This is a genomic window from Hymenobacter wooponensis (genome assembly GCF_004745865.1).
GTDB lineage: Bacteria > Bacteroidota > Bacteroidia > Cytophagales > Hymenobacteraceae > Hymenobacter > Hymenobacter wooponensis.
This window is the reverse complement of the sequence record NZ_SRKZ01000006.1, coordinates 320,939-342,644: the sequence shown is the minus strand read 5'-3', so window position 1 is coordinate 342,644 and position 21,706 is coordinate 320,939. Positions and strand designations below refer to the sequence as shown.

Sequence of the window (21,706 nt, the reverse complement as noted above, 5' to 3'; positions counted from 1 at the left end):
GGACTGGCGGAAGTGTCTTGTCCTAAAATAGGTTGACCATCAACATCAGTCAGATGGAACACTTATTTCTGTTTCGCAAGCAGGCGCACGAGTTGAAAATGCGCCAGATGGTCGAGGAAATTACCTGCGGCCGGCATACGATTGAGTCAGCCATGAGCAAGTACCAGGTGCTCACCCGCTCGACCGTGACCAAGTGGCTGGCACGTGTCCGCCAGGAAGAGCAGGCCCGTACCCAAGCCATGGAAGACAATCTGAAAAAGCCGCCCACCACGCTCGTCGAGCACGTGGTGCAGCATGCCGATGCGCTCACTGGGCAGGTCAAACAATTGCAGAAACAGCTTGAACAAGCCGAGTTGCAGGTGCTCTACTACAAAAACGTGATTCGCGTGGCCGAGCAGGAGCTGGGCTTGAGCATCGAAAAAAAGTCCGCTACCAAGTAGTCCAGCTCCTGCGAGTAAGCTGTCCGCACTTTTGCCTGCGGCGGATCAGCGGAGTACTTGGCTTCAGCCGCCAGGCCTTTTATCAGCACCAAACGCGGCAGTGGAGCAGCGAAGAGCGCGAGCACTACGTGTTGGAGAAGGTTGCGCAGCTGCGGAAGGAGCACGGCCGGATGGGCGGCCGCAAACTCTACCACCTGCTGGAGCAGGACTTGCGTCAGCAAGGCATCAAGCTGGGACGGGATGCGCTGTTTTCGCTGCTGGCAGCCCATAATCTGCTGATCAGAAAGCGCCGTCGTAAGGCCCTGACGACTTTCTCCCGCCACCGTTTCCGCAAATACCCCAACCTGATCCGGGACCTGACGCCGCTGCGGCCCAACCAAGTGTGGGTGGCTGATATCACCTACTGGTTCACTCAGGCGGGCTGCCTGTATATCTCGCTGCTGACCGATGCCTACTCGCGGCGCATCATGGGCTTTGCCGTCGCCGACACGCTGGCCACCGTGCACGCGCGCCGTGCCCTGGAGATGGCCCTACGGCAGATCAGCAAACGGGCGGGGAGCCAGTTGATTCACCACAGTGACCGGGGCATTCAGTACTGCAGCCAGGAATACCTGGACACGCTGGCCCCCTTTCATATCCAGGTCAGCATGACGGAGAACTCCGATCCGCTGGAAAACGCCATTGCCGAGCGCGTGAACGGCATTCTTAAGCAGGAGTATCTGAGCCAGCAACCGGTCTACTCGCTGCAGGAGGCGGAGCAGTACTTGGAACAAGCCGTGTTTCTCTACAACTACAAACGGCCCCACCTGAGCTGCGACATGCAGAGCCCCAATCAAGCCCATGCCAGTTGGGGGCCGTTGGAGAGAAGATGGAAAAACTACTACAAACCGTCTACGCCAGTGAGCGCCGAATGAGCTAACTTAGGACTACCGCCAAAATGGTCAACTCAGAGGCGGACTACCACCAAACGGTCAACTTTTTTCAGGACGAGTCACTTCCTCAAACACGCCCTCGTGGCGCAGCACAAACAGCTCCTCGCGCTGCACCCGCAGCACATCTAACAGCACGTGATGGTAGCGTTGCAGGGCCCGGCGCTTCGTTTCATCGTAGTTGAGGGCTTCTAGCAGGTTGCCGGTGCGCTGAGCTTCGGCCTGCATGCGTTGTTGCAAGGCCTTAATGAGTTCGTTCTCTTGCATATCGCGCACATAATGCTGGTCCATGTGCGCGAGGGCCACGTGGCGCAACCGAAGCCGAATGCCCGCCTCTTGCGCATCAGTAGGCATGCGTTCTTCGTTGTCGGCCACGCCAGTAAAGCGAATCAGGGCGGGTAGCGTAAGGCCCTGAAAAACTAGCGTCACGAGAATCACCATGAAGGTGATGAACAGGATCAGATTGCGCTGCGGAAACGCCTGCCCGTTGCTCAGCAACAAGGGCACCGAGAGGGCAGAAGCCAAGGATACCACACCCCGCATACCAGCCCAGCCCAAAATCAGGGTGCCTTGCCACCCGGGGCTGGGTTCGGCGGCACGAACGCTGGGAAACAACCAGCGCGGAACGAAGGCTGCCGGGTACATCCAGAGCAGCCGAATTAGGATGATAACCACGCTAATGGTGAGGCCATACATAATGGCTTGCTTGAGGGAGTATGTGCCTAATCCTTCAACTGCCACTGGCAGCTCTAGGCCTATCAGGATGAACACGAGCCCATTGAGCACAAAGCCTACGCTAGCCCACACGCTGTTGGCCTGCAAGCGAGTATCAGCATCAAATACGCGGTGGGAGAGGTGAGAGAGCAGGAGACCACCACTCACCACAGCCAGCACGCCCGAGAAATGAAATTCCTCGGCCAGCAGGTACATCACGTAGGGCGCAATAAACGTGAGAACCGTATTGATGCTGGGCGTGGTAGGGAAGTACCGATGGATCAGATAAAACCCATAGGCCACTACTAGGCCTACTACTAAGCCCATGGTGCTTACCAGCATAAAACTGGTAGCTGCCTCATGCAATGAAAACACTCCTGATACCACCGCTGCCAGGGCAAAGCGGAACACAATCAAGCTGCTGGCGTCGTTTATCAGGCTTTCCCCTTCCAGAATGCTGGTAACCCGGCGCGGCACTTTAATACCTTTCAGCACGGAAGTGGCCGCCACCGCATCGGGTGGGGAGATGATGCCGCCCAGCAGAAACCCCAGCGGCAGCGTAAACCCCGGAATCATGGCCCGCGAAATGTAGGCCACAATGGTAGAAGTGAAAAAGACCAGGCCAAAAGCCAGCAGCAGAATAGGCCGCTTCCAGCGCCAGAAATCCTGCCAGGAGGTTTCCCAGGCTGCCTGGTAAAGCAGCGGGGGCAGGAAAATCAGAAATATCAGGTCGGGGTCGATGACGATGCGCGGCAGACCTGGTATGAAGCTCAAGGACAGGCCCGCTAACACCAAAAAAATGGGGTAAGATATTTTTAGCTTCTGGCTCAGCATCACGAGCAACAGCGTGACAAACAACAGGCCTAGAACCAGTAAAATGTTTTCGTGCAGGGTGGTTTCGGACATCGACTGAACCAACTAAGAGGAAAGTGCTGGCCGGAAGGTAGAAGCTGCCGCCCGAAAACGCTACTATGCCCGCGGCGCCCTGCTTCCGTGAGCGTGTGCTGGAGCATGTTCATCCAGCGCGGCGCTAGGAAACCAACGATTCGAGCGAGATGCTTCAGCTACGCTCGACAGGCCGTTTATTTCGATTTGCTGCCTAGGGTACATAGCTGCTAGCCGCTTGTTTGGCGCACAAACGCCACCAGCTTGGTGGCCAGTGGCGTTTGTAAAGTGCGGAGCTTAGGAGGGGCCAGCGGAATAGGCCTAGCATTAATCGGGGAGTACCTCGGCTTGAAAACCAGCTTCCTGCAGCAACTGAATCAGGCCGTTAGGGTGAATATGCTCACACTGACTTTCCACCCGCAGAATTTGGTCACAGTCTTCCAGGTCGAAATTGGCCCGGTAATTCCGGAAGTTTTCGTGAATCCGGGCAAGAAGTAACCGGGCGTGGCGGCGGGCCTTAACGTTGGTTCTAAATACTTCTACCATAACACAAGCGGGTTGGGGTTGGCTTTGCACGTAGGGGAGGATGCTGTTGCGGGGCATACCGTTGGCCAGCCCCACCGTATTTCTCAAGCAGAAGCAGCGCCCGAGCCACTAGGCCTAGGGCTACACCATACTAAGCGGCTAGGCCAGGAGCCGCAGCCACGAAGGTCTTTACTTCGGCTTGCCGCTGATTGAGCTGGTAAGAAATGGCAATTAGGATAAAGCCAATACCAATGGGCAGCCAAGTACTAGCGGGGTCGCCGACGGCAATGCTGGAGTACATAGCCCCGGCTAAATCAAACGTAAAACCTGCATAGGCCCATTCGCGGAGCCGCGGGAAACCGGGCACTACCAGCGCTACTGAGCCCAGCAGCTTGGCTACGCCCAGAAAAGGCAGCAGGTAGGCCGGGTAGCCTAAGTGCTCAAACGCGGCTACTGACTCGGACGTGCTCATGCTATTCAGAATGCCCGACATCGTCATGAGGGCTACTAGCAGGCCCGTGGCAAGCCAGTAGAGGAGCTTGGTCTTTTTCATGATGCGCAAGGAGGCCTAGCCTCTGGTTATGTGGCTGAATAAGGCAATAGAAACGCTTAGTGCTGCTGAGGTTCCTTGTCGTAGTTGAGCATCCAGTCGATACCGAACTGGTCGATGAACATGCCGAAGGTGGCTCCCCAGAAGGTGTCCTGCAGGGGCATTGTGATGGTACCGCCCGCTGATAGCTGACCGAACAAGTGCTGAATCTGCTCGGGGCTGGTGCAGTTAAGGGAAAGTGAAACCATGTTGCCCTTCGTGACTTCCTGCATGCCAGCATCGGAGGCCATCAGCGTGAAGCCGTCGTTTTGCAGAATGGCGTGCAGCACCTGTTGCTGGGCATCTGCATCGGCGGGTAGCTGCTCTGCTGCTGGGGTGCCCTCGAAGGGTTGAATCATGAGTTCCCCGCCCAAGCATTGCTGGTAAAAAGTCATGGCAGCGCGGCAGGTGCCATTGAAGGCGAGGTAAGGAGTGAGTTGAGGAGTGCTCATATAAGTAGGGTAAAGGATGAAGCAAGGGACTCAATACTGGGCAATCTATTTTGACTAATACATATAGTAATATTCACTATCTTGCCCGAGTTGATGCTAGCAAAATTAGCAATTGAGCTTGTGCCGATGTAGGGCCAATTGCGACGAATTTGGGGAAAAATGCGACACCTGCTTCCACCTCTACCACTATGAAACAGATTTCAATCCTTGTTCCGAAAGGGGCCATTTTAGGCAGTATAGAAGGCCCAAGGCTAGTATTTGCCGAAGTGAATGCGCTACTACGGCGCATGGGCAAGCCTGCCTTATTCCAGATTCAGCTGGTAGGGTTGGAAGGGGCTACATCGGTGTGTGGCGGCCGCTACACCATTGCCACTGACGTGTTACTAACCGAGGTAGCTAAGACCGATTTGATCATCATCCCGGCCGTTGACGGCGACCTGGATCAGGCACTGGAAAACAACCGGGCCTTTCTGCCCTGGATAGTGCAACAGTACCAGGGTGGGGCCGAGGTAGCCAGCCTCTGCATGGGCGCTTTCTTGCTGGCTGCCACCGGCCTCATTGCCGGCCGGCAGTGCACCACTCATTGGGCCGCCGCCAACGACTTCCGCCGCATGTTTCCGGAGGTGGAGCTGCGCGAGGACCAGCTTATTACTGATGAGCACGGCATTTACTCTAGCGGCGGGGCCTTCTCCTATCTCAACTTAGTGCTCTACCTGATTGAAAAGTACGCGAACCGCGAAATGGCCGTATTGTGCGCAAAAGTCTTCCAGATTGATATTGAGCGCGTCAGTCAGTCGGCCTTCGTGGTGTTTAATGGGCAGAAGGAGCACGAAGATGAGCCCATTAAAAAAGCTCAGACATACATTGAAGCCAATTACCAGGAGAAGATAACCGTGGACCAACTGGCCTCCATGCTGGCGCTGGGCCGCCGCAATCTAGAGCGGCGCTTTAAAAAAGCTACCTCCAACTCGGTGGTAGAATACATTCAGCGGGTGAAAATAGAGGTGGCCAAGAACAGCCTAGAGTCAACCAGGGAAAACGTGAACGAGGTGATGTACCATGTGGGCTACACCGATCCCAAGGCTTTTCGCCTGACGTTTAAGCGCGTAACGGGCCTCTCCCCGAAGCAATACCGCAGCAAATACAGCCGCGAAAAGGTAAGTCGGGACTAAGCCAGATAGGTGACTACGGCGCCACGGTGTAGTTGGTAAGGCGCCGCAAGGGTGCTGGTATCTGCACGCGCCCCCCGGCCTAGCGCTAGTGCTCATTAGCTCTGGCTCTCCGCGCAGCCTAGGCCACCTGCGCCAAACAGTGGCCTACGCCGCCCTTGATGCGGCGCTGTGGTTGCTGCTCCAGGATAGGGCCACCCGCCAACTCTTCCGCGAAGCCCTCTTGGACCGTTACTTCCCGCAAACGCGCTTCCGCTACCGACCTACGGCTGGCCCCGACGCGTTGCGCGACCTGGACCGCCAGATGCTAGAGGAACCCGCGGCCGTGTATCACACCCGCCTTAACCTCACCGATGAGGTAGAAACTGCTGTGCGAAGTGCGGTTTTCAAGCGAGAAGTGTTGCGCGTTTATGACCACACCTGTGCCATCTCAGGGTTAAAGCTGGTAAGCACCGGCACCAGTGCCGTGGCCCCCTTACTTAATGCCTGCCATATTGTACCCTGGGCCGTCAGCCACGATGATACTATCAGCAACGGACTGGCCCTGTGCCCAAATCTGCACCGCGCTTTCGACCGCAATCTGTTCTGGGTAGATGAGGCCTACCAGGTGCGTATGGCCACTAGCTTCGCGGAATTGGGCGGGCAGGCCTACGGCATCCAGCAGTTTGAGGGCGTGCAACTGCGACTTCCGGCGTTGCCAGAGTGGCACCCAGGACAGGAAAATTTCAAGAAACAGCGCTGAGTGGCCTAGCCCATTCAACCATGACTTCACTCGGAAAGCAACTGCTGCAAAACCATTTACCGGGCAAAACCTGCCAACGGCAGGGAAAGTAGGCGTGTTGATCTAGTAAGCCAGCACGGCACCTACTCGGCCTGCTACCTTTGACTCAATAAATAACAGCGCGTTGTAGGGTTAATGGAAAGGAAGGCTTCTACCGCGAAGTGTTAGTGTTGGGCAAACGGAGTAGGGTGGATGAATGATATTTGCCAGCTAATGCGAGGGAAAAGGCCACTGCCACAGGCAGTGGCCTTTTTATTTGCTTTATGCCAAGCTATTTCTGATTAAGCACTGGCCTAGAAAGCCCCTCTGCTAAAGGCAGGAAGCACGCATAAGTGCGTCAGCTACTGATTAGCAGCGTCGTCTATTTTGCCACCGTCATTGGCAGTGCTTGGGGTAGCGTTTCCGTTGTTGTAGGCCGTGCGGTCTTTCGTGTTGTGCTGGGTGTGGTGTTTGCCGGTGTTGTCGTCGCCGCCGCCAGTGTTTTCCGACTCGGCGTTGGGTTCGTCGCCGCGGTGGCTACTGCCGCGGGCATCGCGGACTAGCTCGCCACCATCATTACCGTGATTACCGCCGTGGCTGCCACTGGTGTCGTTGGGTTTGTTGGGGGTGAGGCCAGCGGCGCCTTGTTGCTGCCCGGTTACACCATGGGCATTTTCAACGCGAGGCGTATCGGTGCCATCGTTGGCAATTTGGGCTTGGGTGCGGTTATGCTCGTTTTGGCTCATAGCTGAAAAAAGAAAGCGGTGGATGGAGGTTGTTATTCCATACGCACTGCTAAACAGGTGGTTAGCTGAACAGGAGCTCTTTTGTTTCAAGTGAGCTCCGCCCTTTTGCTTTACCGTTCAGCCTGAGAGGCGGCTTCAACTACCTGCAAAAACTGCTTAGGTGAACTGTAGCCCGGCGAGTCACTTTGCTTACGGCAAGGAATAGATCAGGCCTCTGCCAACAGTATCATGCAGTTACCCAGCCTTGCTGCACGGCCCGCACGGCGAGGCCTACGAGAGTTTTAGCTCCCGCTTTTTGCAGTAGAGCCCGGCGGTGACTTTCAACAGTGCGCACGCTCAGAAACAACTGATCTGCTATTTCCTGATTGCAGTAGTCCTGCACTACAAGCCGCAGCACCTCCAGCTCTCGCCGGCTGAAAGGGGTAGGAGGCAGGCGTAAGCGTGCCGTACAAGCCAAGGGGTCAGTTCCTTCCCGGTTATCATCGGGAAGGAACGTGTGAAACAAAGCTGCAACCGCAGAAGGAGCAGCATGCTGTGGTAGCCAAGAACAGGTAGCCGTAGCATCGGCAAGGTACTGGCGCAAGTCAGTGGGTAGCCGGGCACTGGTAAGCAGAAGCACGGGCTGAGTGCTTCTAATAGCGCGCAAGCGCTTCAGGAAGCCTAAGGCAGGCTCAGCAAGCAAGCTGCAGTCTAGCACTACCACAGCATAGGCCTGCTGATACAGCAGCTGAGGCACAATAGCCGCTTCCATCTGTAATGTTATCGTTAGGTTGGGCCACGTCTCACGCAGTATGGCTAGAAGCCCTTGGCGATGAAGAGTGGGAGAGGCCACGATAAGCACCTCTTTAGCAAAGGCACACATATTCTAGACCGTAAGGCAGTTACGATGAATAACACGGCAGTAGCAATAGGTGGAGTTAGGGGCAGCACGATGATCTTCGAGTAGGTTAAGTACGGTAGGGTTAATAAATAAAACAACATTTTTTATGGTAATAATTAAAAATATTTGCCACGATGCTCGTGAAACAATAGCGCCACATTAAAACAACGAAGCCCAGCCGAAATTCGGCTGGGCTTCATTAATTGCGCTTTTCTAGGCCTATTTGCCCAGTTTACGCTTGAGGTTCTCGTCGAGAGCTTCCAGGAACTCTTCGGTGTAGAGGTAGTCACGGCCGTGCTCTACTTTGTTGCCGTGGATGCACACTGCCAAGTCTTTGGTCATTTTGCCGCTTTCCACGGTTTCAATGCACACAGCTTCCAGCGCTTTGCAGAAGTCGATGAGCTCTTGGTTGCCATCTAGAATACCGCGGAACTCCAGGCCACGCGTCCAGGCGAAGATGGAGGCAATGGGGTTGGTAGAAGTAGGCTTACCCTTCTGATGGTCGCGATAGTGGCGCGTTACGGTGCCGTGAGCAGCTTCCGCTTCCATAGTTTTGCCGTCGGGCGTAACCAAGGTAGAGGTCATGAGGCCCAGCGAGCCAAAGCCTTGCGCAACGGTGTCGCTCTGCACGTCGCCGTCGTAGTTTTTGCAAGCCCACACAAAGTTGCCGTTCCACTTCAGCGCGGAGGCTACCATGTCGTCAATCAGACGGTGCTCGTAGGTAATGCCGGCTTCCTGGAATTTAGTCAGGTAATCCTGCTCGTAAATCTCCTGGAAGATGTCCTTGAAGCGGCCATCGTACTTTTTCAGGATGGTGTTCTTGGTGGAGAGGTACAGCGGCCAGCCCTTCATCAGGGCCTGGTTGAAGCAGGCGTGCGCGAAGCCGCGGATAGACTCGTCGGTGTTGTACATGGCCAGGGCCACGCCGTCGCCTTTGAAGTTGTACACTTCAAACGACTGCTCTTCGCCGCCTTCTTCGGGCGTGAAGGTGATGGTCAGCTTGCCTTTACCTTTGGTTACGAAGTCGGTAGCGCGGTACTGGTCGCCGAAAGCGTGACGGCCAATGCAGATAGGAGCCGTCCAGTTAGGCACCAGGCGGGGCACGTTGTTCGTAACGATGGGCTCGCGGAAAACCGTACCGTCCAGGATGTTACGGATAGTGCCGTTAGGCGACTTCCACATCTGCTTCAGGTTGAATTCCTTAACCCGCTCTTCATCGGGCGTGATGGTAGCGCACTTGATGCCCACACCGTACTGCCGGATAGCATTGGCGGCATCAATGGTTACCTGGTCGTTGGTTTCATCCCGGTACTCAATCCCCAGATCGTAGTACTTAATGTCCAGTTCAAGATAGGGAGTAATCAGCTTGTCCTTGATGAATTTCCAGATGATGCGCGTCATCTCGTCGCCATCAAGCTCTACTACGGGGTTGGCTACTTTGATTTTGGTCATATGCGGTGGGCGTATCGGTTAGGTTTCTCCTCGCAGGCGCGGCCCTGTGATACGTGCGAGGTTTCTTCTCGGGCGGGATACATCCGTTTGCAAGCGGTAGATAGGCGCAACCAGCGTTGGCGCCTACCAGCACAAGCGGCGGCTCAAAGAAGAGGCCCAAGTTACGCGCTGACTGCATTCACACACATTACCAGCCGATTTTGTATCAACGGCTCTCCTGAGCTACTTAGTCTCGCTGCCTATGAAATCAGCTGATGGCTAGCAGGATAGCATATTAGCGAGAAGGCATTAGCCAAAATTTTTTATTGCTCTACGTGCGTCAGTCTCGCCCCGATATACCTGCAAATCTGCTCGGCTCAGTTACACAAACCAGCGCAGGAGTGGTCTAGCAATACACTAGGCCACTCCTGCGGCTACCGTGTTTTACTGTGCGCCTTTCACGCGCATGGGCAGCACATACACGGCCTCAGATGCCGTGATGAACAGCGTTTTACGGTCTTTGCCCGCAAAGCACACGTTGCCAGTCCATTCGGCTGGTACGTCAATGTGCTCAATCTGCTGGCCCGCAGCATTATACACAGTCACGCCTTTGCCGGTCAGGTACACGTTGCCTTCCTGGTCGAGGGTCATGCCGTCGGAGCCCTGCTCTACGAAAAGCTGACGGTTGGTAAGGCGGCCCTCAGGACTAATTTGGTACTTGTAGGTTTTGTTGGCCCCAATGTCGGCCACGTACAGTAGGTGCCCATCGGGCGTGCCAATGATGCCGTTAGGCTTCTGTAGTTTATCGTCAACTACTACCGCGGCCTGCTGCCCCGCCGCCAAGTAGTACAGGTTCTGGCCGCCCAGCCCCGGGTCGGGGGCCTGCCGGGTCCAGTAGTCGCGCTGGTAATACGGGTCAGTAAAGTAGATGCCCTCCGTTTTGGGGTGAATCCAGAGGTCGTTGGGCCCGTTGAGCTGATGACCGTTTACCTGCGTGAGCAGCACCGTGGGTCGGCCCTGCTTGTCAATGGACCACAGCTGGTTCTGCTCATCGGCGCACGCCAGCAGGTTGCCCTGCTTGTTGAAGTACAGGCCATTAGCTCTGCCGGATTTTTCCAGAAAGACCGAAAGCTTGCCGTCGGTACCGTACTTCCAGATTTTGTCGTTGGGCTGATCGGTGAAGAAGACGTTGCCGGCTTTATCGGTTGCTGGGCCTTCCGTGAACTTGAACTGCTTGGCTACTAGCTTAAGCTGCGCCCCTTCCGCTACCACGGAGCGGGGAGGCTGGGGAGTAGCTGGGCCGTTGCCAGCCGCCGCCGTAAAAGCACTAGCCAACAAAGCAGTTGCCAACAGGCCTAGATACAAGGTGTGAGATGTTTCCATAGAGTACGTAGTGAAGCAAGTAACCAGTAGGCACGCAACATAGGCCCTTTTTACTTACAGACGGCCCACTGTAGCACTAGTAATGTGGTGCCTGAGCATACGAGAGTGGTGGCCATCGTGTCAACTTTTCACTCAAAAGTCGGCTATGTATGGTAAGGCACAAGCCTATCGGTGAGGGAGGTATTACAGGCAGCTCTATCTGGTAAAGCCAGGGATAAATAGGTAGGCAGGAGTGGCCTAGCGTTCTAAATAAGGCTGATTGTGAGAGGCATAGTAGGGTTGCGCTCTGGTGGAGGCTGATAAGAAAAAGCCCATGTGTAGCAGCCTTGGGCTTTGGGCCACCGTATTACTGAAGCGGTAATAAGGCGCTAGGCCACTATTGCCTGTTATCAACTTTGTATTCGTATTTCTGCGTGAACACCGAGCCCAATTCTGCTTCTACTGCGGCTGATCCGCCATCTTCTAAAGTAGCCATCTTAGCTGCTCTGGGAGCTAATTTGGCAATTGCCATCATCAAATTTGTGGCGGCAGCTTTCACGGGCAGCTCGGCCATGATGGCCGAGGGCATTCACTCAGTGGTAGACACCGCCAATGAGTGGCTGCTGTTGCTGGGGCTACGCAGTAGCCAGCGGCCAGCCTCTGACAAACGCCCCTTTGGGTACGGCAAGGAGTTGTATTTCTGGTCTTTTATCGTGGCCATCTGCATTTTCGCCATCGGCGGCGGCATCTCCATCTACGAAGGCATTCAGCATCTGCGCGACCCCGGCCCCCTGAAAGACCCCACTTGGAACTACGTAGTGCTTGGGTTGGCCTTTCTCTTTGATGGGGCCTCCTTTTTAGTAGCCCGGCGCACATTTAACGCCCAACGGGGTCAGATGTCGTTCTGGAAGGCGTTTCGCGGAAGCAAAGACCCTTCTATCTTTGTAGTACTGTTTGAAGATGCCGCTGATTTGCTAGGCCTGTCGGTAGCTTTTTTAGGGGTGTTCCTTAGTCATCAACTCCAGAATCCCTATCTCGATGGGGTGGCATCTCTGCTGATTGGTGGTATTTTGCTGGTGGTAGCGGGGCTGTTACTGCGTGAAAACAAGAGCCTGTTGCTGGGCGAACCGGCTGAGCTAGCACTGTTGCAAGCCGTAAGAGCACTGGCTCGTACCGACTCTGCCGTGGTAGATGCCGATACGCCCATGACGTCTTACCTGAGTCCGCACGAGATTCTGATGGTGCTGCGTGTGGAGTTCCAACCTGACCTTCATACCGCCGACCTGACTGAGGGCGTGCAGCGCCTACAGCAAGCCATCCGACAGCAGTACCCCGACATCCGGCACCTGTTTATCGAGCCAATTGCCCAGATAGGTATTGAAGCAGAAACGGCTCTGGCAGAGAAGCAATAATGTTTTTTCAGCCAGATTAAGCTGCTTCGCTAGGCCACAACGCTGTGGAGCTTTAGCCGTATGCATAGCACAATATAGTCTTAATTCGATGCTTGATTTTGCCACTCTATTTCGTCCGTTAGCTGAGCGTGGTCAGCTCTTGTACTTTGTGTACCACTTAGAGAGCGGGCGGGTAGTGTATGCAAGTGCTTCCTGCCAAACTGTGTTGGGTGTGGAGCCCGAGGAATTGAATTCTGAGCTGCCCCACATCTTGGCCCGGCTGCACCCCGATGACGTAAGCTACGCCCAGACCCGGCTAGGCCACTTGCGGCAAGGGCGGTTTGTGGAAGACGTGGAGGTAAGGCTGGTAAAGCCCGATGATGCTGAGGGAGCCGTGCAGTGGCTATGCGTAACGGCAGCCCGAGTAGAGCAGGAGCCTAATACCACGTACATCAGCGGCACGGTGCAGGACGTCACCCGCAACCGGGAGTATCTGGAAAACGCCGATCGGTTCAACACAAAGAAGAACACGACCCTCGAAATTCTGTCGCACGACCTGGCGGGGCCGTTCATCATGATTAAGCAGGTGGCTGGCTTTGTGAGCGAGAAAGTAGGGGAGCTGAATGACAACACGCTCAATGAGTTGCTATCGGTAATGCAAACCACGTGTCAGGACAGCATCAACATGATCCGGGACTTCGTGGATACCGAGTTTCTCGAGTCGGTGAATGTGCAGATGAAGCCGGAGCGCACTAATCTGGCAGAAGAGCTTCAGCAGCTAATCGGGCAGTTTCAATCTTCGGAGGAAAACCTGAGCAAGCACTTCGTATACGAGGGCCCCGAGCAGCTGTATTACTCCCTGGATAAAAACAAGTTTATGCAGGTGCTCAACAACCTGCTCAGCAACTCCATCAAGTTCACCCCCGATGGCGGGCAAATTACTATACAGCTGCAGGAAGGCGAGCAGGAGGTGCAAATAAGAGTAGTAGATACGGGAGTAGGCATTCCAACCGCCCTGCAGCCGGTGTTATTTGAGCGCTTCACCCCGGCCCGCCGGCCCGGCCTGCGCGGCGAAAAGACTACTGGCCTCGGTATGTCCATCATCAAGGCCATTGTGGAGCTGCATGGTGGTCGGATCTGGGTGGAAAGTAAGGAGGGCCAGGGTTCTACCTTTTACATCGTGCTTCCGCGCGAGCAACCAGAATAAAACTGTAGGCCACTTACCCTTAGTGCTGGGGCTGGAAGAAGAGTATTTCTCTTTTACACTGCTTGTTGCGTGCGCTGGCAAGTGGCCTAGCTCCGCCATAAGTCCGGAGTTTTTCGTAGGTAGAAGAAGGCAGGAAAGTCCTGCAGTATAACCTCGCGCCGTATGAAGAAAATCCTGCTCGCCTGTCTCTGCCTCCTGACCCTCACCGTTTCTGCGCAAAACACCACCCTACGTACACCTCGGCAGTTATTTCCGGGGTTGTTTGAGGCTGTGCAGATGCAGAGGGTATTCCCCGACAACAAAACTTTCGTGGACGCCACGCCGCGCGAAGCCCCGGCAGTAATACTAAAAGCCTATAACGAGCAGCGCCAACTGCCGGGCTTCGACCTAAACCGCTTTGTACTAGCCTACTTCCGGCTGCCTGCGTCGGCCGAAACGGCCTATCATACCAATATCAGCCGGGGCCTCCGCACCCACCTCGATACCCTCTGGACGGTGCTGCAGCGCCCGCCTACCTACTCGGTAGCGCAGTACTCTTCCCTGCTGCCCTTGCCACGGCCGTATGTAGTGCCCGGAGGCCGCTTCCGGGAGGTATATTACTGGGATTCGTACTTCACCATGCTTGGCCTGCGGGTGAGCCACCGCCCCGACCTCATCCGGGGTATGGTCGATAATTTTGCTTTCCTGATTAATCGGTACGGTTTCATTCCTAACGGCAACCGCACCTATTACCTCACCCGCTCACAGCCGCCGTTCTTCAGCCACATGGTAGAGCTGCTGGCCCAGGAGCAGGGCGATACCGTGCTGAGGCGCTATCATGGTGCGTTGCTGCGTGAGTATCAGTTCTGGATGGCTGGTGCTGATTCTTTGAGCGTAGGCCAGGCGCGACGTTCAGTAGTGCGCCTGCCGGGCGGAGAAATCTTAAACCGCTACTGGGACCAGAGTGCGGAGCCCCGCGAAGAGTCGTACCAGAAAGATGTGCTGGCTGCCCAACAAGGCACCCGGCCTGCGGGCCAGTTCTACCGCGATGTGCGCGCCGCGGCTGCCTCAGGCTGGGACTTCAGTAGCCGTTGGTTTGTGCCGGGCGCAGGTTTAGAGTCCATCCGTACCACCAGCCTAGTGCCCGTGGACCTGAATTGCTTGCTTTATCAGCTGGAAACTACGCTAGCCCGCAGCAGCCAAGTGCAGGCCAATGCTGCCGCCGCGAAAAGCTTCCGAGCGAAGGCTGCTGCCCGAGCCAAAGCCATACAGCAGTACTGCTGGGATAAGCAGGCTAACTGGTTTATGGATTACGACTGGGAGCAGCGCAAGCTCTCTCCGGTACGCACGCTGGCCGGCGTGTTTCCTCTGGAGAGTGGCCTAGCTACCACCGCGCAAGCTAAACAGGTTGCCGAAGGCCTGCGCCGCGACTTTCTAAAGCCCGGTGGCCTCGTAACTACCTTAGCCACCACTGGTCAGCAATGGGATGCACCCAACGCCTGGGCCCCGCTGCAGTGGATGGCTATTCAGGGGCTTCGACGGTACAAACAAAACGAGCTGGCCAGCACTATTGCCCAGCGCTGGGTAAGCTTGAACCGCAGTGTGTTCCAACAAACGGGCAAGCTGATGGAGAAGTACAACGTGCTACAGCCCAATATACTCGGTGGCGGTGGTGAATACCCCTTGCAGGATGGCTTCGGGTGGACCAACGGTGTGCTACTGAACTTGATGCAAGAATACCCCGACATAGCAAACTAGCCGTTGTGTTAAGGTCTGCAACCCTTGGTTCCTTAGCTGTGGCCTAGACAGATGATGTAAGCATTCGGTAGAGCCATGTGCCTGCAGAATTAGAATATTATCAGGCTACCTCATGTAAGGTGGTGACATCTGCTAGTGGAATGCATGCGGATATAGGTCTAATTATGTATAATGTTAATAATTCAGACTGCTCTCGATTATATAGACAGAGAGTGACTTGTATTTTGAAATACAGTGCGTTACGATTATAGTTGTTTGATAATATTATTGTGTATATACATCGAATCAATAAATTAATAGTACAATTCTGTTTTGTGCTTTAAATCTGTATGGAATTTCACTTAGTAATAGCATTAAAATGGGTTAAGTGTTGGACTGGTGGTTGTGCAGTGGTAGTAGGAAAGCGTATTTGTCATTTCGATCTACTCTCTTCTGTCCAAACACTTAGTTCTTTTTATGAAAACACTTTTCCTCTATAAACATACAAATGAGGGTATTTCCTGGTGGCAAAAAGCATGTTTGATAGCTGGCTGCTATGGAATAGTGGCACCTGCTCTCGCTCAGGTTCCTGCTTTCCCAAGGAATGAATCATTTAAAGGAAAGGCGGCCTCTAATTTTTCTTTTGGCGGCGCCGCCCGGCTAACCGGGGTGGGGGGCACTGGCAATGATGCCGTTGGGGAAGGTTACTTGCGCCTAACCGATTCTAAGAATCACGACGCTGGCTACGTTATCGACAACGTTAGCTTTCCTTCCTCTGAGGGCTTTTCCATTTCCTTCGAGTTCTTTTCCTACGGCGGTACCGGCGCCGACGGCTTCAGCGTATTCCTAGTTGATGCCGACAAGCAGCCCAGCACGGGGTTTCGTATTGGAGCAACGGGTGGGTCGTTGGGTTATGCCCAAAAAACAGTTGATCCGGTAGCGCCAGGCGTTTCAGCAGGCTACATCGGTATTGGTATCGACGAGTTCGGCAACTATTCTAATGGATACGAAGGCCGCTCAGGAGGTAGCAATACCTTAAACGCCGATGGCCGTGTGCCAGATGGAGTAGCTATCCGGGGGGCTGGCAACGGTTCCGCAGCTACGGATTACCCGTATCTGGTAGGTACCAAACCCGGAGACTTAGACTTCTCACTAGACGTAGCTACCGAACGGGCACAGAGTACCTCAGAAGATTACCGACGTGCCTACATTGATGTGGTACCCGTTAAGGTTACAGGTAAAACGGCCTATCGCATTACTGTTCGCATTCAGCATGGTTCGCAGGTACGCACTACGGTAGAAAACTTTACTGTGGATACGCCACCAGCTAACCTGCGCCTGGGCTTCTCGGGCTCAACTGGCGGCAATACCAACGTGCACGAAATCCGCAACCTCAACATTGTGCAAGTGCCCTTTGCTGGAGATGATATTGCTACTACCGACTATGATCGCCCGGTTACAGTTCGTGTACTTGATAACGATGTGGCACCGGGTAGTAGCATTGATGCAAACTCTGTAGACTTAGATCCGGCCACGCCGGGGCAGCAAACAACCTTAGAGTTAAAAGGTAAAGGCACTTTTTCAGTCAACAAGCAGGGCGTAGTGTCCTTTACCCCTTCTCTTACTTTTGCCGGAACTGTGGTAGTGCCCTACACTATGCAGTCTATCCTGGGTTCGGCGTATTCTTCCAGCCCAGCCAATATTACCCTGACGGTGCAGGGGGCCGATGTAGCGGCTACTATCAGTGGGCCGATCACTGCTAAGCCCGGAGAGAAAGTTACCTACACTATCACCGGCAGCAATACAGGTAAGTTGACTGCCCAAGATGTGGTGTTATCGCTGCAGCTACCCAAGAACTTGGCGCCTAGCAGCGTAGTTCCTACATCCGATGGCACCTATGACCCAGCAACTGGCCTAGTAACTTTCACAAAGGTAAACTCACTAGGTAGTGGTGCTCCGGCTGTATCACGGCAAGTGGCCGTAACGCTGCCTAACTCGGGCCCACTTACTATGAACAACGTGGCCATGGCGGAATCAGCAGTGCCAGATCCAGACCTAACGAACAATGCCGCTGCCATAAAAACTGGCGTATCGGCGCCGTTGCCAGTGGAGCTAACTCGCTTTGTAGCCACTGCCGTGGCTGCCGACGCCAAGCTAAGCTGGACCACTGCTTCGGAGCGAAACAGCAAACATTTTGAGATAGAGCGTTCCTTGGACGGTCGTACGTTTGAGCGCCTTTCTAAGCTCCCTGCCCAGGGCAACAAGAATCAGCGCACCGATTATGTCTATACCGATGCCAACGTTCGCCACCTCACGACTCAGCCCCTCTACTACCGGTTGCGGCAAGTAGACCTAGATGGCAAGGAGCAGTTCAGTTCTGTGCAGGTAGTGCGCTTTACGCAAGAGCCTGGCGCAGTAGTAATTTATCCGAACCCAGCTGCCACTACTGCTACTCTCGACCTGTCGGCGTTGCCTGCAGCCACGTACGCCATTCAGATTTGCGATGCACTGGGCCGGGTTGTGCTGAACACCCAGGCCACAGGAGGTCAACATACGCCTCTCGCTATTGAAAGCCTGCCACGGGGGCTTTACCTGCTGCGTCTGCAAACGGCCGGGCTTACTCACAACCTGCAGTTTGTGCGCGAGTAGGAAGTCATTCTTTAAAATCAGATAGTCAACCTGTCTGAGAGCCCCAGCCGGTACCGGCTGGGGCTTTTTATTGGGCCATAAACCAGCAGAACGGTGGTCGGGGTACTAGAATTTACGTAAGTAGGAAAAACTTAACCACGCTCTTCCTGCTATGTGCGGCCGCTATACCCTCACGCCTCCTCCCAGCATTCTCGAAGACCGGTTTGACGCCGTTTTTGCTGCGGGTCTTACCGATCCTACGTACAACGCGGCACCTTCCCAAACGCTGCCCATTATTCTCAACACCGATCCGGGCCGAATTCAGATGGCACGTTGGGGGCTAGTACCCGGCTGGGTAAAAGACCTGAAGGCGGCTCCTAAGCCCATCAACGCCCGGGCTGAAACACTCACTGAAAAGCCCTCTTTCCGAACTCTATTGCAGCGCAAGCGGGCCTTGGTACTAGCCGATAGCTTTTACGAGTGGCAGGCCAGTACCCACGGTAAAACGCCGTACCGTATCCTGCTTAAAGACGAGCAGCCCTTTGCCTTTGCCGGGCTCTGGGATGAATGGCTAGACAAGCAGACCGGAGAAGTAGTACCCTCCTTCACTATCGTCACCACGGAACCGAACGAGCTGATGGCGTCCATTCATAATCGTATGCCAGTGATTTTGCCCGGTAGAGAGGCCGAGTTAGCATGGCTAGACGATACTATAGGCCTAGCCGACCACCAGCACTTGCTGCAACCGTACCCCGCCGATGCCATGCAGGCCTACGCCATCAGCACCCTCGTAAATTCGCCAGCTCATAACTCTCCCGAAGTTATGGCTCCGGTGTAAACCAGTCCGTTAGTATGGACATTTCTTTGATATAATAACAGAAGAGCCTCTTTCCATTCGGAAAGAGGCTCTTCTGTTATAAGGAGCATCTAGTAAGACTTAGCTGTGGGCCTCGTCTGCGTCCAGATCAGAAGTTTTAGCTACGGCAATAATAGCGATGCTAGCTACCACTGCTACCCCAATAATGAGCTGGGTAGTAGTGAAACGCTGTGATGCCTTGCGCAGCAGTTGCCCTCCGTGCTTCAGGAAATCCTCTAGGTGAGCAGAATCGCCGGTGAATACTTTGTATCCGCTCTGGAGCGTGTTAATGATATCTTCTGGAACGATTTTATCGATGTTTTTTTCCAGTTGAGTGTTTGGAGTGCTCATAGCAGAGAATGAAAGGTCGAATGAATGAAGTCAGGATGTGGCGGTGGAGTGACCACCGGAAAGCGTGTACGCAAACCCGCCATTTTTGATATAGTCGACTTCAATAGTTATTCCTCACAAGCCTAATCCAGGGTAATTCTCAAGAACACAGAATACTTTGTTAACTGGATGTTAAACAGAAAAGGCTCACTAGCTGAGCTAATGAGCCTTTCTAATCCTGTGCAGTAAACGAGCTTACTCGTACACCTTGACCACAAAAACATAATCACGCAGCTTCCGGATCTGTTGAGGACGCGAGGTGCCTGCCAGTTGGTTGGCTCGTGGCAAGTTGTAGGCCTGTCCGGTACGAGCAGCACTCAGCGAGTCAACCAAGCGCATCAAGTACGACGACTTAGTAGCGAAAGCGGCACTCTGCACATCCATCTGCCGGCCGCTGATAATACCTATCAGGTTGCCCCGATCATCAAGTAGCGGACCACCCGAGTTGCCGGGGTTTACCGGAATGCTGATCTGGTAGAAGCCCGTATCACCTTCGAAACCCGAGCGTGCGCTTAGGGAGCCATCATTGAATACTAGGTCCTCACGCGGGTACCCCAAGGTGTATACTCGCTCGCCTAGCTCCGACTGCCCACGTTTAAATGAGTAGGGCAAGCGGCCAAAGCCTTTGAATGACTTGTCTTTGATGTGGAGGATAGCTAGATCATGGGCAACATCCGTAAACACGGGCTCAGCGCGGAAGCGCTGCCGGTCGCGGCTCTCAATCAGCAGAGAGTCAGCGCCTTGAATTACGTGGTAGCTGGTCACCAAGTAGCCATCGGCAGTTAAGGCAAAGCCTGTGCCGCTGAACTTGCCCTGGTTAACAGCCGGAGTAGCTGGGGTGCCAATTTGGTTGATGGCCTTGTTCATCACGCGCTGGGTGCGCTTAATGCGGTCTACCTCGCGGCGTAAGGTAGCATAGCCATACACAGAGGGCTGCTGGCGGGCTTTCCACCATTCCATGCCTAACAGGGTAGCAAATACCGCCATAACGGCTACGGAGGCAGCTACCATCATGGTAGCGCGGTGAGAGCCCCAAAACTGCCGCAGCTTCTCTTCAGTGCGAGAAATGCGTAAGGCTGGGCGTGGCGCTTCTCCAGCAGAGAAGAAGGGGTTAGGTACTGGTCTTTCTTCGGTGGAGAGACGTACGGCCTGCTCCGCATCCATATCGGCCTGAATGGCATTCAGCTTGCGGCGCAAGGCCAAGCGCTGACCATAGGCCGTGAGGGTACCAGTCAGCGTTTCATAGTCGCTGAGGCGTCGGGCCAGGTCAGGGTCGGCCGCCAGGCGCCGCTCCAGGTCGGTGCGCTGAGGCGCGGCCAACTCTCCAGAGCGGTAGGCGTCGAATAAAGCGTAATAATCAGCTTCGGTTTTCATCTTGGTATGGCGGGTGGGTGGTCCCGCGTAATCCTATGCTATAAGAACAAGCGGTAGAATAAGCAGAGGGTAGGCTGCGCTAGTTGGCACCGCGGCTACGTCTCTTTCTACTAACCCAGTTCTTAGGTCTCAAATTCCTGATACTGATTGAAAAACAGCTTTTTGAGCCGTACCAGGCATTTGTATTTTTGATTCTTAGCATTGTCGGCATTGGTATAGCCGAATTCTGCCGTAAGCTGCTGCATCGATTTGTCGAGCAGGTAAAAGCCCTCTAACAGGGAGCGGCAAGGCTCCCCAATGCGCTCGAGCGCCTCTGCCATGGTGGCAAAGCGCCGGTCGCGCTCCTCCGCCAACTCCAAGTCAGCTTCGGCGCCGGTTTCGAGGTAGGGTTCGTGGTCATCGAGGCGGCCGCCAAAGCGGGTTTTCTCGGTGAGCCGCTTGAGCCACAGGCGGCGGCACACAGCGTAGAGGTAGGTTTTGATCTGGCAGCTTAGCTCCAGAGAGCCGTCACGCACCTTCTCGTAAAATACCATCACGCCCTCTTGGTACACATCCTTGGCCTCGTCGTCGGTGCCGCTGTTTTGCAGCACGTAGTGCGAGATCATAGGAAAATGCAGCCGGTAGAGCTGTGCCAGCGCCCGGTCGTCGCCGCGGCGGATGGCCGCCACGAACTCCTCATCGGTGTAGGAAGGTTGTCCCTTACCCATTCGCATCGTTGATTAATACATGAGGCCCCCGTTGGTAACCCGTTGAAAAAATATTTTCTACTGTTGGGTTACCATTCATCATGGACGGTATAAAGGGCGTTTTTCGGACTAAATTTTCCAAACCTACTACCAAAAATGAAGAACCTTCTGAAGGTATCCGCTCTGGCCGTTGTATTCGCTGCTACCCTCGCTTCTTGCGGTGAGAACAAGACTGCTGAAACCACTACTGCTACTGAAACCAGCACTGTAGAAACTACGGCTACGGACACCACGGCTGCTGCCGCTACTACTGACACCACGGCTGCTGCTACTACGGCTGCTCCTGCTACCACGGAAGCTGCTCCTGCTGCTACCACCGAGGCTAGCACCACCACTACTACCACCGAGCAGAAGTAATTGCACCTGGCTTAGGCCAGTTAGCTACCTACTCAATAGAAAGCCCGAATTGCTGTCCGCAGCGATTCGGGCTTTTTCGTGTATGGACAAGTAGAACAAGCAAATTGTTCAGATGGCGAGAGTGAAGCCGTGGAAGCACTAGCTGGCCGCTTGAAAAAA

At 54.5% G+C, this 21,706-nt stretch carries 21 protein-coding genes; 10 read left to right on the top strand and 11 right to left on the bottom strand.

From position 1 onward, the window contains the following. The first annotated feature begins 53 nt into the window (after nt 1–53). Both EU557_RS20535 and EU557_RS20530 read left to right on the top strand, forming a co-directional pair. Entirely contained in the window at nt 54–440 is a 387-nt protein-coding gene (locus EU557_RS20535) for a hypothetical protein (RefSeq protein WP_245326340.1), read from the top strand. Nucleotides 441–448: 8 nt separating this feature from the next. Then, nucleotides 449–1,354, top strand: a complete 906-nt coding sequence (locus EU557_RS20530) for an IS3 family transposase (RefSeq protein ID WP_245326344.1) — start codon at nt 449–451, stop codon at nt 1,352–1,354. A gap of 57 nt (nt 1,355–1,411) precedes the next feature. Here EU557_RS20530 and EU557_RS20525 read toward each other — a convergent pair whose 3' ends face one another. The 4 genes from EU557_RS20525 to EU557_RS20510 form a co-directional block, all read right to left on the bottom strand. Further along, entirely contained in the window at nt 1,412–2,989 is a 1,578-nt protein-coding gene (locus EU557_RS20525; protein ID WP_135532350.1) for a Na+/H+ antiporter, read from the bottom strand. A gap of 306 nt (nt 2,990–3,295) precedes the next feature. Next, nucleotides 3,296–3,601, bottom strand: a complete 306-nt coding sequence (locus EU557_RS20520) for a hypothetical protein (RefSeq protein ID WP_245326339.1) — start codon at nt 3,599–3,601, stop codon at nt 3,296–3,298. A 43-nt stretch (nt 3,602–3,644) separates the two neighbouring features. Then, on the bottom strand, nt 3,645–4,046 hold the full coding sequence (locus EU557_RS20515; protein ID WP_135532349.1) for a DoxX family protein: 402 nt from the start codon (nt 4,044–4,046) through the stop codon (nt 3,645–3,647). A gap of 56 nt (nt 4,047–4,102) precedes the next feature. Then, nucleotides 4,103–4,534, bottom strand: coding sequence for a VOC family protein (locus tag EU557_RS20510; protein WP_135532348.1), 432 nt, complete (start codon nt 4,532–4,534; stop codon nt 4,103–4,105). Nucleotides 4,535–4,722: 188 nt separating this feature from the next. Here EU557_RS20510 and EU557_RS20505 point away from each other — a divergent pair, with 188 nt between their 5' ends. Together EU557_RS20505 and EU557_RS20500 are read left to right on the top strand one after the other, a co-directional pair. Then, nucleotides 4,723–5,706, top strand: a complete 984-nt coding sequence (locus EU557_RS20505) for a GlxA family transcriptional regulator (protein WP_135532347.1) — start codon at nt 4,723–4,725, stop codon at nt 5,704–5,706. Between the two features lie 88 nt (nt 5,707–5,794). After that, a complete protein-coding gene (locus EU557_RS20500) occupies nt 5,795–6,445 on the top strand; it encodes an HNH endonuclease (protein ID WP_135532346.1) in 651 nt (216 codons plus the stop codon). Nucleotides 6,446–6,825: 380 nt separating this feature from the next. Here the strand turns inward: EU557_RS20500 and EU557_RS20495 are convergent, their stop codons facing one another. The 4 genes from EU557_RS20495 to EU557_RS20480 form a co-directional block, all read right to left on the bottom strand. After that, the gene (locus EU557_RS20495) at nt 6,826–7,209 is read right to left on the bottom strand and encodes a hypothetical protein (RefSeq protein WP_135532345.1); all 384 of its coding nucleotides are present in this window, start codon (nt 7,207–7,209) and stop codon (nt 6,826–6,828) included. 226 nt (nt 7,210–7,435) lie between these two features. Next, a complete protein-coding gene (locus EU557_RS20490) occupies nt 7,436–8,071 on the bottom strand; it encodes a response regulator transcription factor (protein ID WP_135532344.1) in 636 nt (211 codons plus the stop codon). 237 nt (nt 8,072–8,308) lie between these two features. Then, nucleotides 8,309–9,541 carry an isocitrate dehydrogenase (NADP(+)) gene (locus EU557_RS20485; protein WP_135532343.1) on the bottom strand — a complete coding sequence of 411 codons (1,233 nt, stop codon included), beginning with the start codon at nt 9,539–9,541 and terminating at the stop codon, nt 8,309–8,311. A gap of 423 nt (nt 9,542–9,964) precedes the next feature. Next, complete coding sequence (locus EU557_RS20480; RefSeq protein WP_135532342.1) at nt 9,965–10,903, bottom strand: SMP-30/gluconolactonase/LRE family protein; 939 nt, start codon at nt 10,901–10,903, stop codon at nt 9,965–9,967. A gap of 413 nt (nt 10,904–11,316) precedes the next feature. On the opposite strand from EU557_RS20480, the gene EU557_RS20475 reads away from it, so the two are divergent. From EU557_RS20475 to EU557_RS20455, 5 genes are all read left to right on the top strand, one after another. Continuing rightward, entirely contained in the window at nt 11,317–12,294 is a 978-nt protein-coding gene (locus tag EU557_RS20475) for a cation diffusion facilitator family transporter (RefSeq protein ID WP_135532341.1), read from the top strand. A gap of 88 nt (nt 12,295–12,382) precedes the next feature. Beyond that, complete coding sequence (locus EU557_RS20470; RefSeq protein WP_135532340.1) at nt 12,383–13,480, top strand: sensor histidine kinase; 1,098 nt, start codon at nt 12,383–12,385, stop codon at nt 13,478–13,480. A gap of 162 nt (nt 13,481–13,642) precedes the next feature. Continuing rightward, nucleotides 13,643–15,217 carry an alpha,alpha-trehalase TreF gene (treF, locus tag EU557_RS20465; RefSeq protein ID WP_135532339.1) on the top strand — a complete coding sequence of 525 codons (1,575 nt, stop codon included), beginning with the start codon at nt 13,643–13,645 and terminating at the stop codon, nt 15,215–15,217. A 543-nt stretch (nt 15,218–15,760) separates the two neighbouring features. Beyond that, nucleotides 15,761–17,845 carry a T9SS type A sorting domain-containing protein gene (locus EU557_RS20460; protein ID WP_167855296.1) on the top strand — a complete coding sequence of 695 codons (2,085 nt, stop codon included), beginning with the start codon at nt 15,761–15,763 and terminating at the stop codon, nt 17,843–17,845. 151 nt (nt 17,846–17,996) lie between these two features. Beyond that, nucleotides 17,997–18,662, top strand: coding sequence for an SOS response-associated peptidase (locus tag EU557_RS20455; protein WP_135532337.1), 666 nt, complete (start codon nt 17,997–17,999; stop codon nt 18,660–18,662). A 99-nt stretch (nt 18,663–18,761) separates the two neighbouring features. On the opposite strand, the gene EU557_RS20450 is transcribed toward EU557_RS20455, so the two are convergent. The 3 genes from EU557_RS20450 to EU557_RS20440 all read right to left on the bottom strand — a co-directional run bounded on the left by EU557_RS20450 (nt 18,762) and on the right by EU557_RS20440 (nt 21,151). Then, on the bottom strand, nt 18,762–19,031 hold the full coding sequence (locus EU557_RS20450; RefSeq protein ID WP_135532336.1) for a hypothetical protein: 270 nt from the start codon (nt 19,029–19,031) through the stop codon (nt 18,762–18,764). A 234-nt stretch (nt 19,032–19,265) separates the two neighbouring features. Then, entirely contained in the window at nt 19,266–20,444 is a 1,179-nt protein-coding gene (locus EU557_RS20445; protein ID WP_135532335.1) for a S1 family peptidase, read from the bottom strand. Nucleotides 20,445–20,566: 122 nt separating this feature from the next. Then, entirely contained in the window at nt 20,567–21,151 is a 585-nt protein-coding gene (locus EU557_RS20440) for an RNA polymerase sigma factor (protein ID WP_210116097.1), read from the bottom strand. Nucleotides 21,152–21,286: 135 nt separating this feature from the next. Between EU557_RS20440 and EU557_RS25570 the strand changes: the two genes are divergently transcribed. Then, entirely contained in the window at nt 21,287–21,547 is a 261-nt protein-coding gene (locus tag EU557_RS25570) for a hypothetical protein (RefSeq protein WP_167855295.1), read from the top strand. The last annotated feature ends 159 nt before the right edge of the window (nt 21,548–21,706 follow it).

What these genes read in the sequence shown, in the direction of transcription:
- EU557_RS20505 (WP_135532347.1), top strand. Translation starts at nt 4,723, where the DNA reads ATGAAACAGATTTCAATCCTTGTTCCGAAAGGGGCCATTTTAGGCAGT.
- EU557_RS25570 (WP_167855295.1), top strand. Translation starts at nt 21,287, where the DNA reads ATGAAGAACCTTCTGAAGGTATCCGCTCTGGCCGTTGTATTCGCTGCT.
- EU557_RS20515 (WP_135532349.1), bottom strand. Translation starts at nt 4,046, where the DNA reads ATGAAAAAGACCAAGCTCCTCTACTGGCTTGCCACGGGCCTGCTAGTA.
- EU557_RS20510 (WP_135532348.1), bottom strand. Translation starts at nt 4,534, where the DNA reads ATGAGCACTCCTCAACTCACTCCTTACCTCGCCTTCAATGGCACCTGC.
- EU557_RS20525 (WP_135532350.1), bottom strand. Translation starts at nt 2,989, where the DNA reads ATGTCCGAAACCACCCTGCACGAAAACATTTTACTGGTTCTAGGCCTG.
- EU557_RS20445 (WP_135532335.1), bottom strand. Translation starts at nt 20,444, where the DNA reads ATGAAAACCGAAGCTGATTATTACGCTTTATTCGACGCCTACCGCTCT.
- EU557_RS20455 (WP_135532337.1), top strand. Translation starts at nt 17,997, where the DNA reads ATGTGCGGCCGCTATACCCTCACGCCTCCTCCCAGCATTCTCGAAGAC.
- EU557_RS20480 (WP_135532342.1), bottom strand. Translation starts at nt 10,903, where the DNA reads ATGGAAACATCTCACACCTTGTATCTAGGCCTGTTGGCAACTGCTTTG.
- EU557_RS20495 (WP_135532345.1), bottom strand. Translation starts at nt 7,209, where the DNA reads ATGAGCCAAAACGAGCATAACCGCACCCAAGCCCAAATTGCCAACGAT.
- EU557_RS20440 (WP_210116097.1), bottom strand. Translation starts at nt 21,151, where the DNA reads ATGGGTAAGGGACAACCTTCCTACACCGATGAGGAGTTCGTGGCGGCC.
- EU557_RS20535 (WP_245326340.1), top strand. Translation starts at nt 54, where the DNA reads ATGGAACACTTATTTCTGTTTCGCAAGCAGGCGCACGAGTTGAAAATG.
- EU557_RS20450 (WP_135532336.1), bottom strand. Translation starts at nt 19,031, where the DNA reads ATGAGCACTCCAAACACTCAACTGGAAAAAAACATCGATAAAATCGTT.
- treF (WP_135532339.1), top strand. Translation starts at nt 13,643, where the DNA reads ATGAAGAAAATCCTGCTCGCCTGTCTCTGCCTCCTGACCCTCACCGTT.
- EU557_RS20490 (WP_135532344.1), bottom strand. Translation starts at nt 8,071, where the DNA reads ATGTGTGCCTTTGCTAAAGAGGTGCTTATCGTGGCCTCTCCCACTCTT.
- EU557_RS20470 (WP_135532340.1), top strand. Translation starts at nt 12,383, where the DNA reads ATGCTTGATTTTGCCACTCTATTTCGTCCGTTAGCTGAGCGTGGTCAG.
- EU557_RS20485 (WP_135532343.1), bottom strand. Translation starts at nt 9,541, where the DNA reads ATGACCAAAATCAAAGTAGCCAACCCCGTAGTAGAGCTTGATGGCGAC.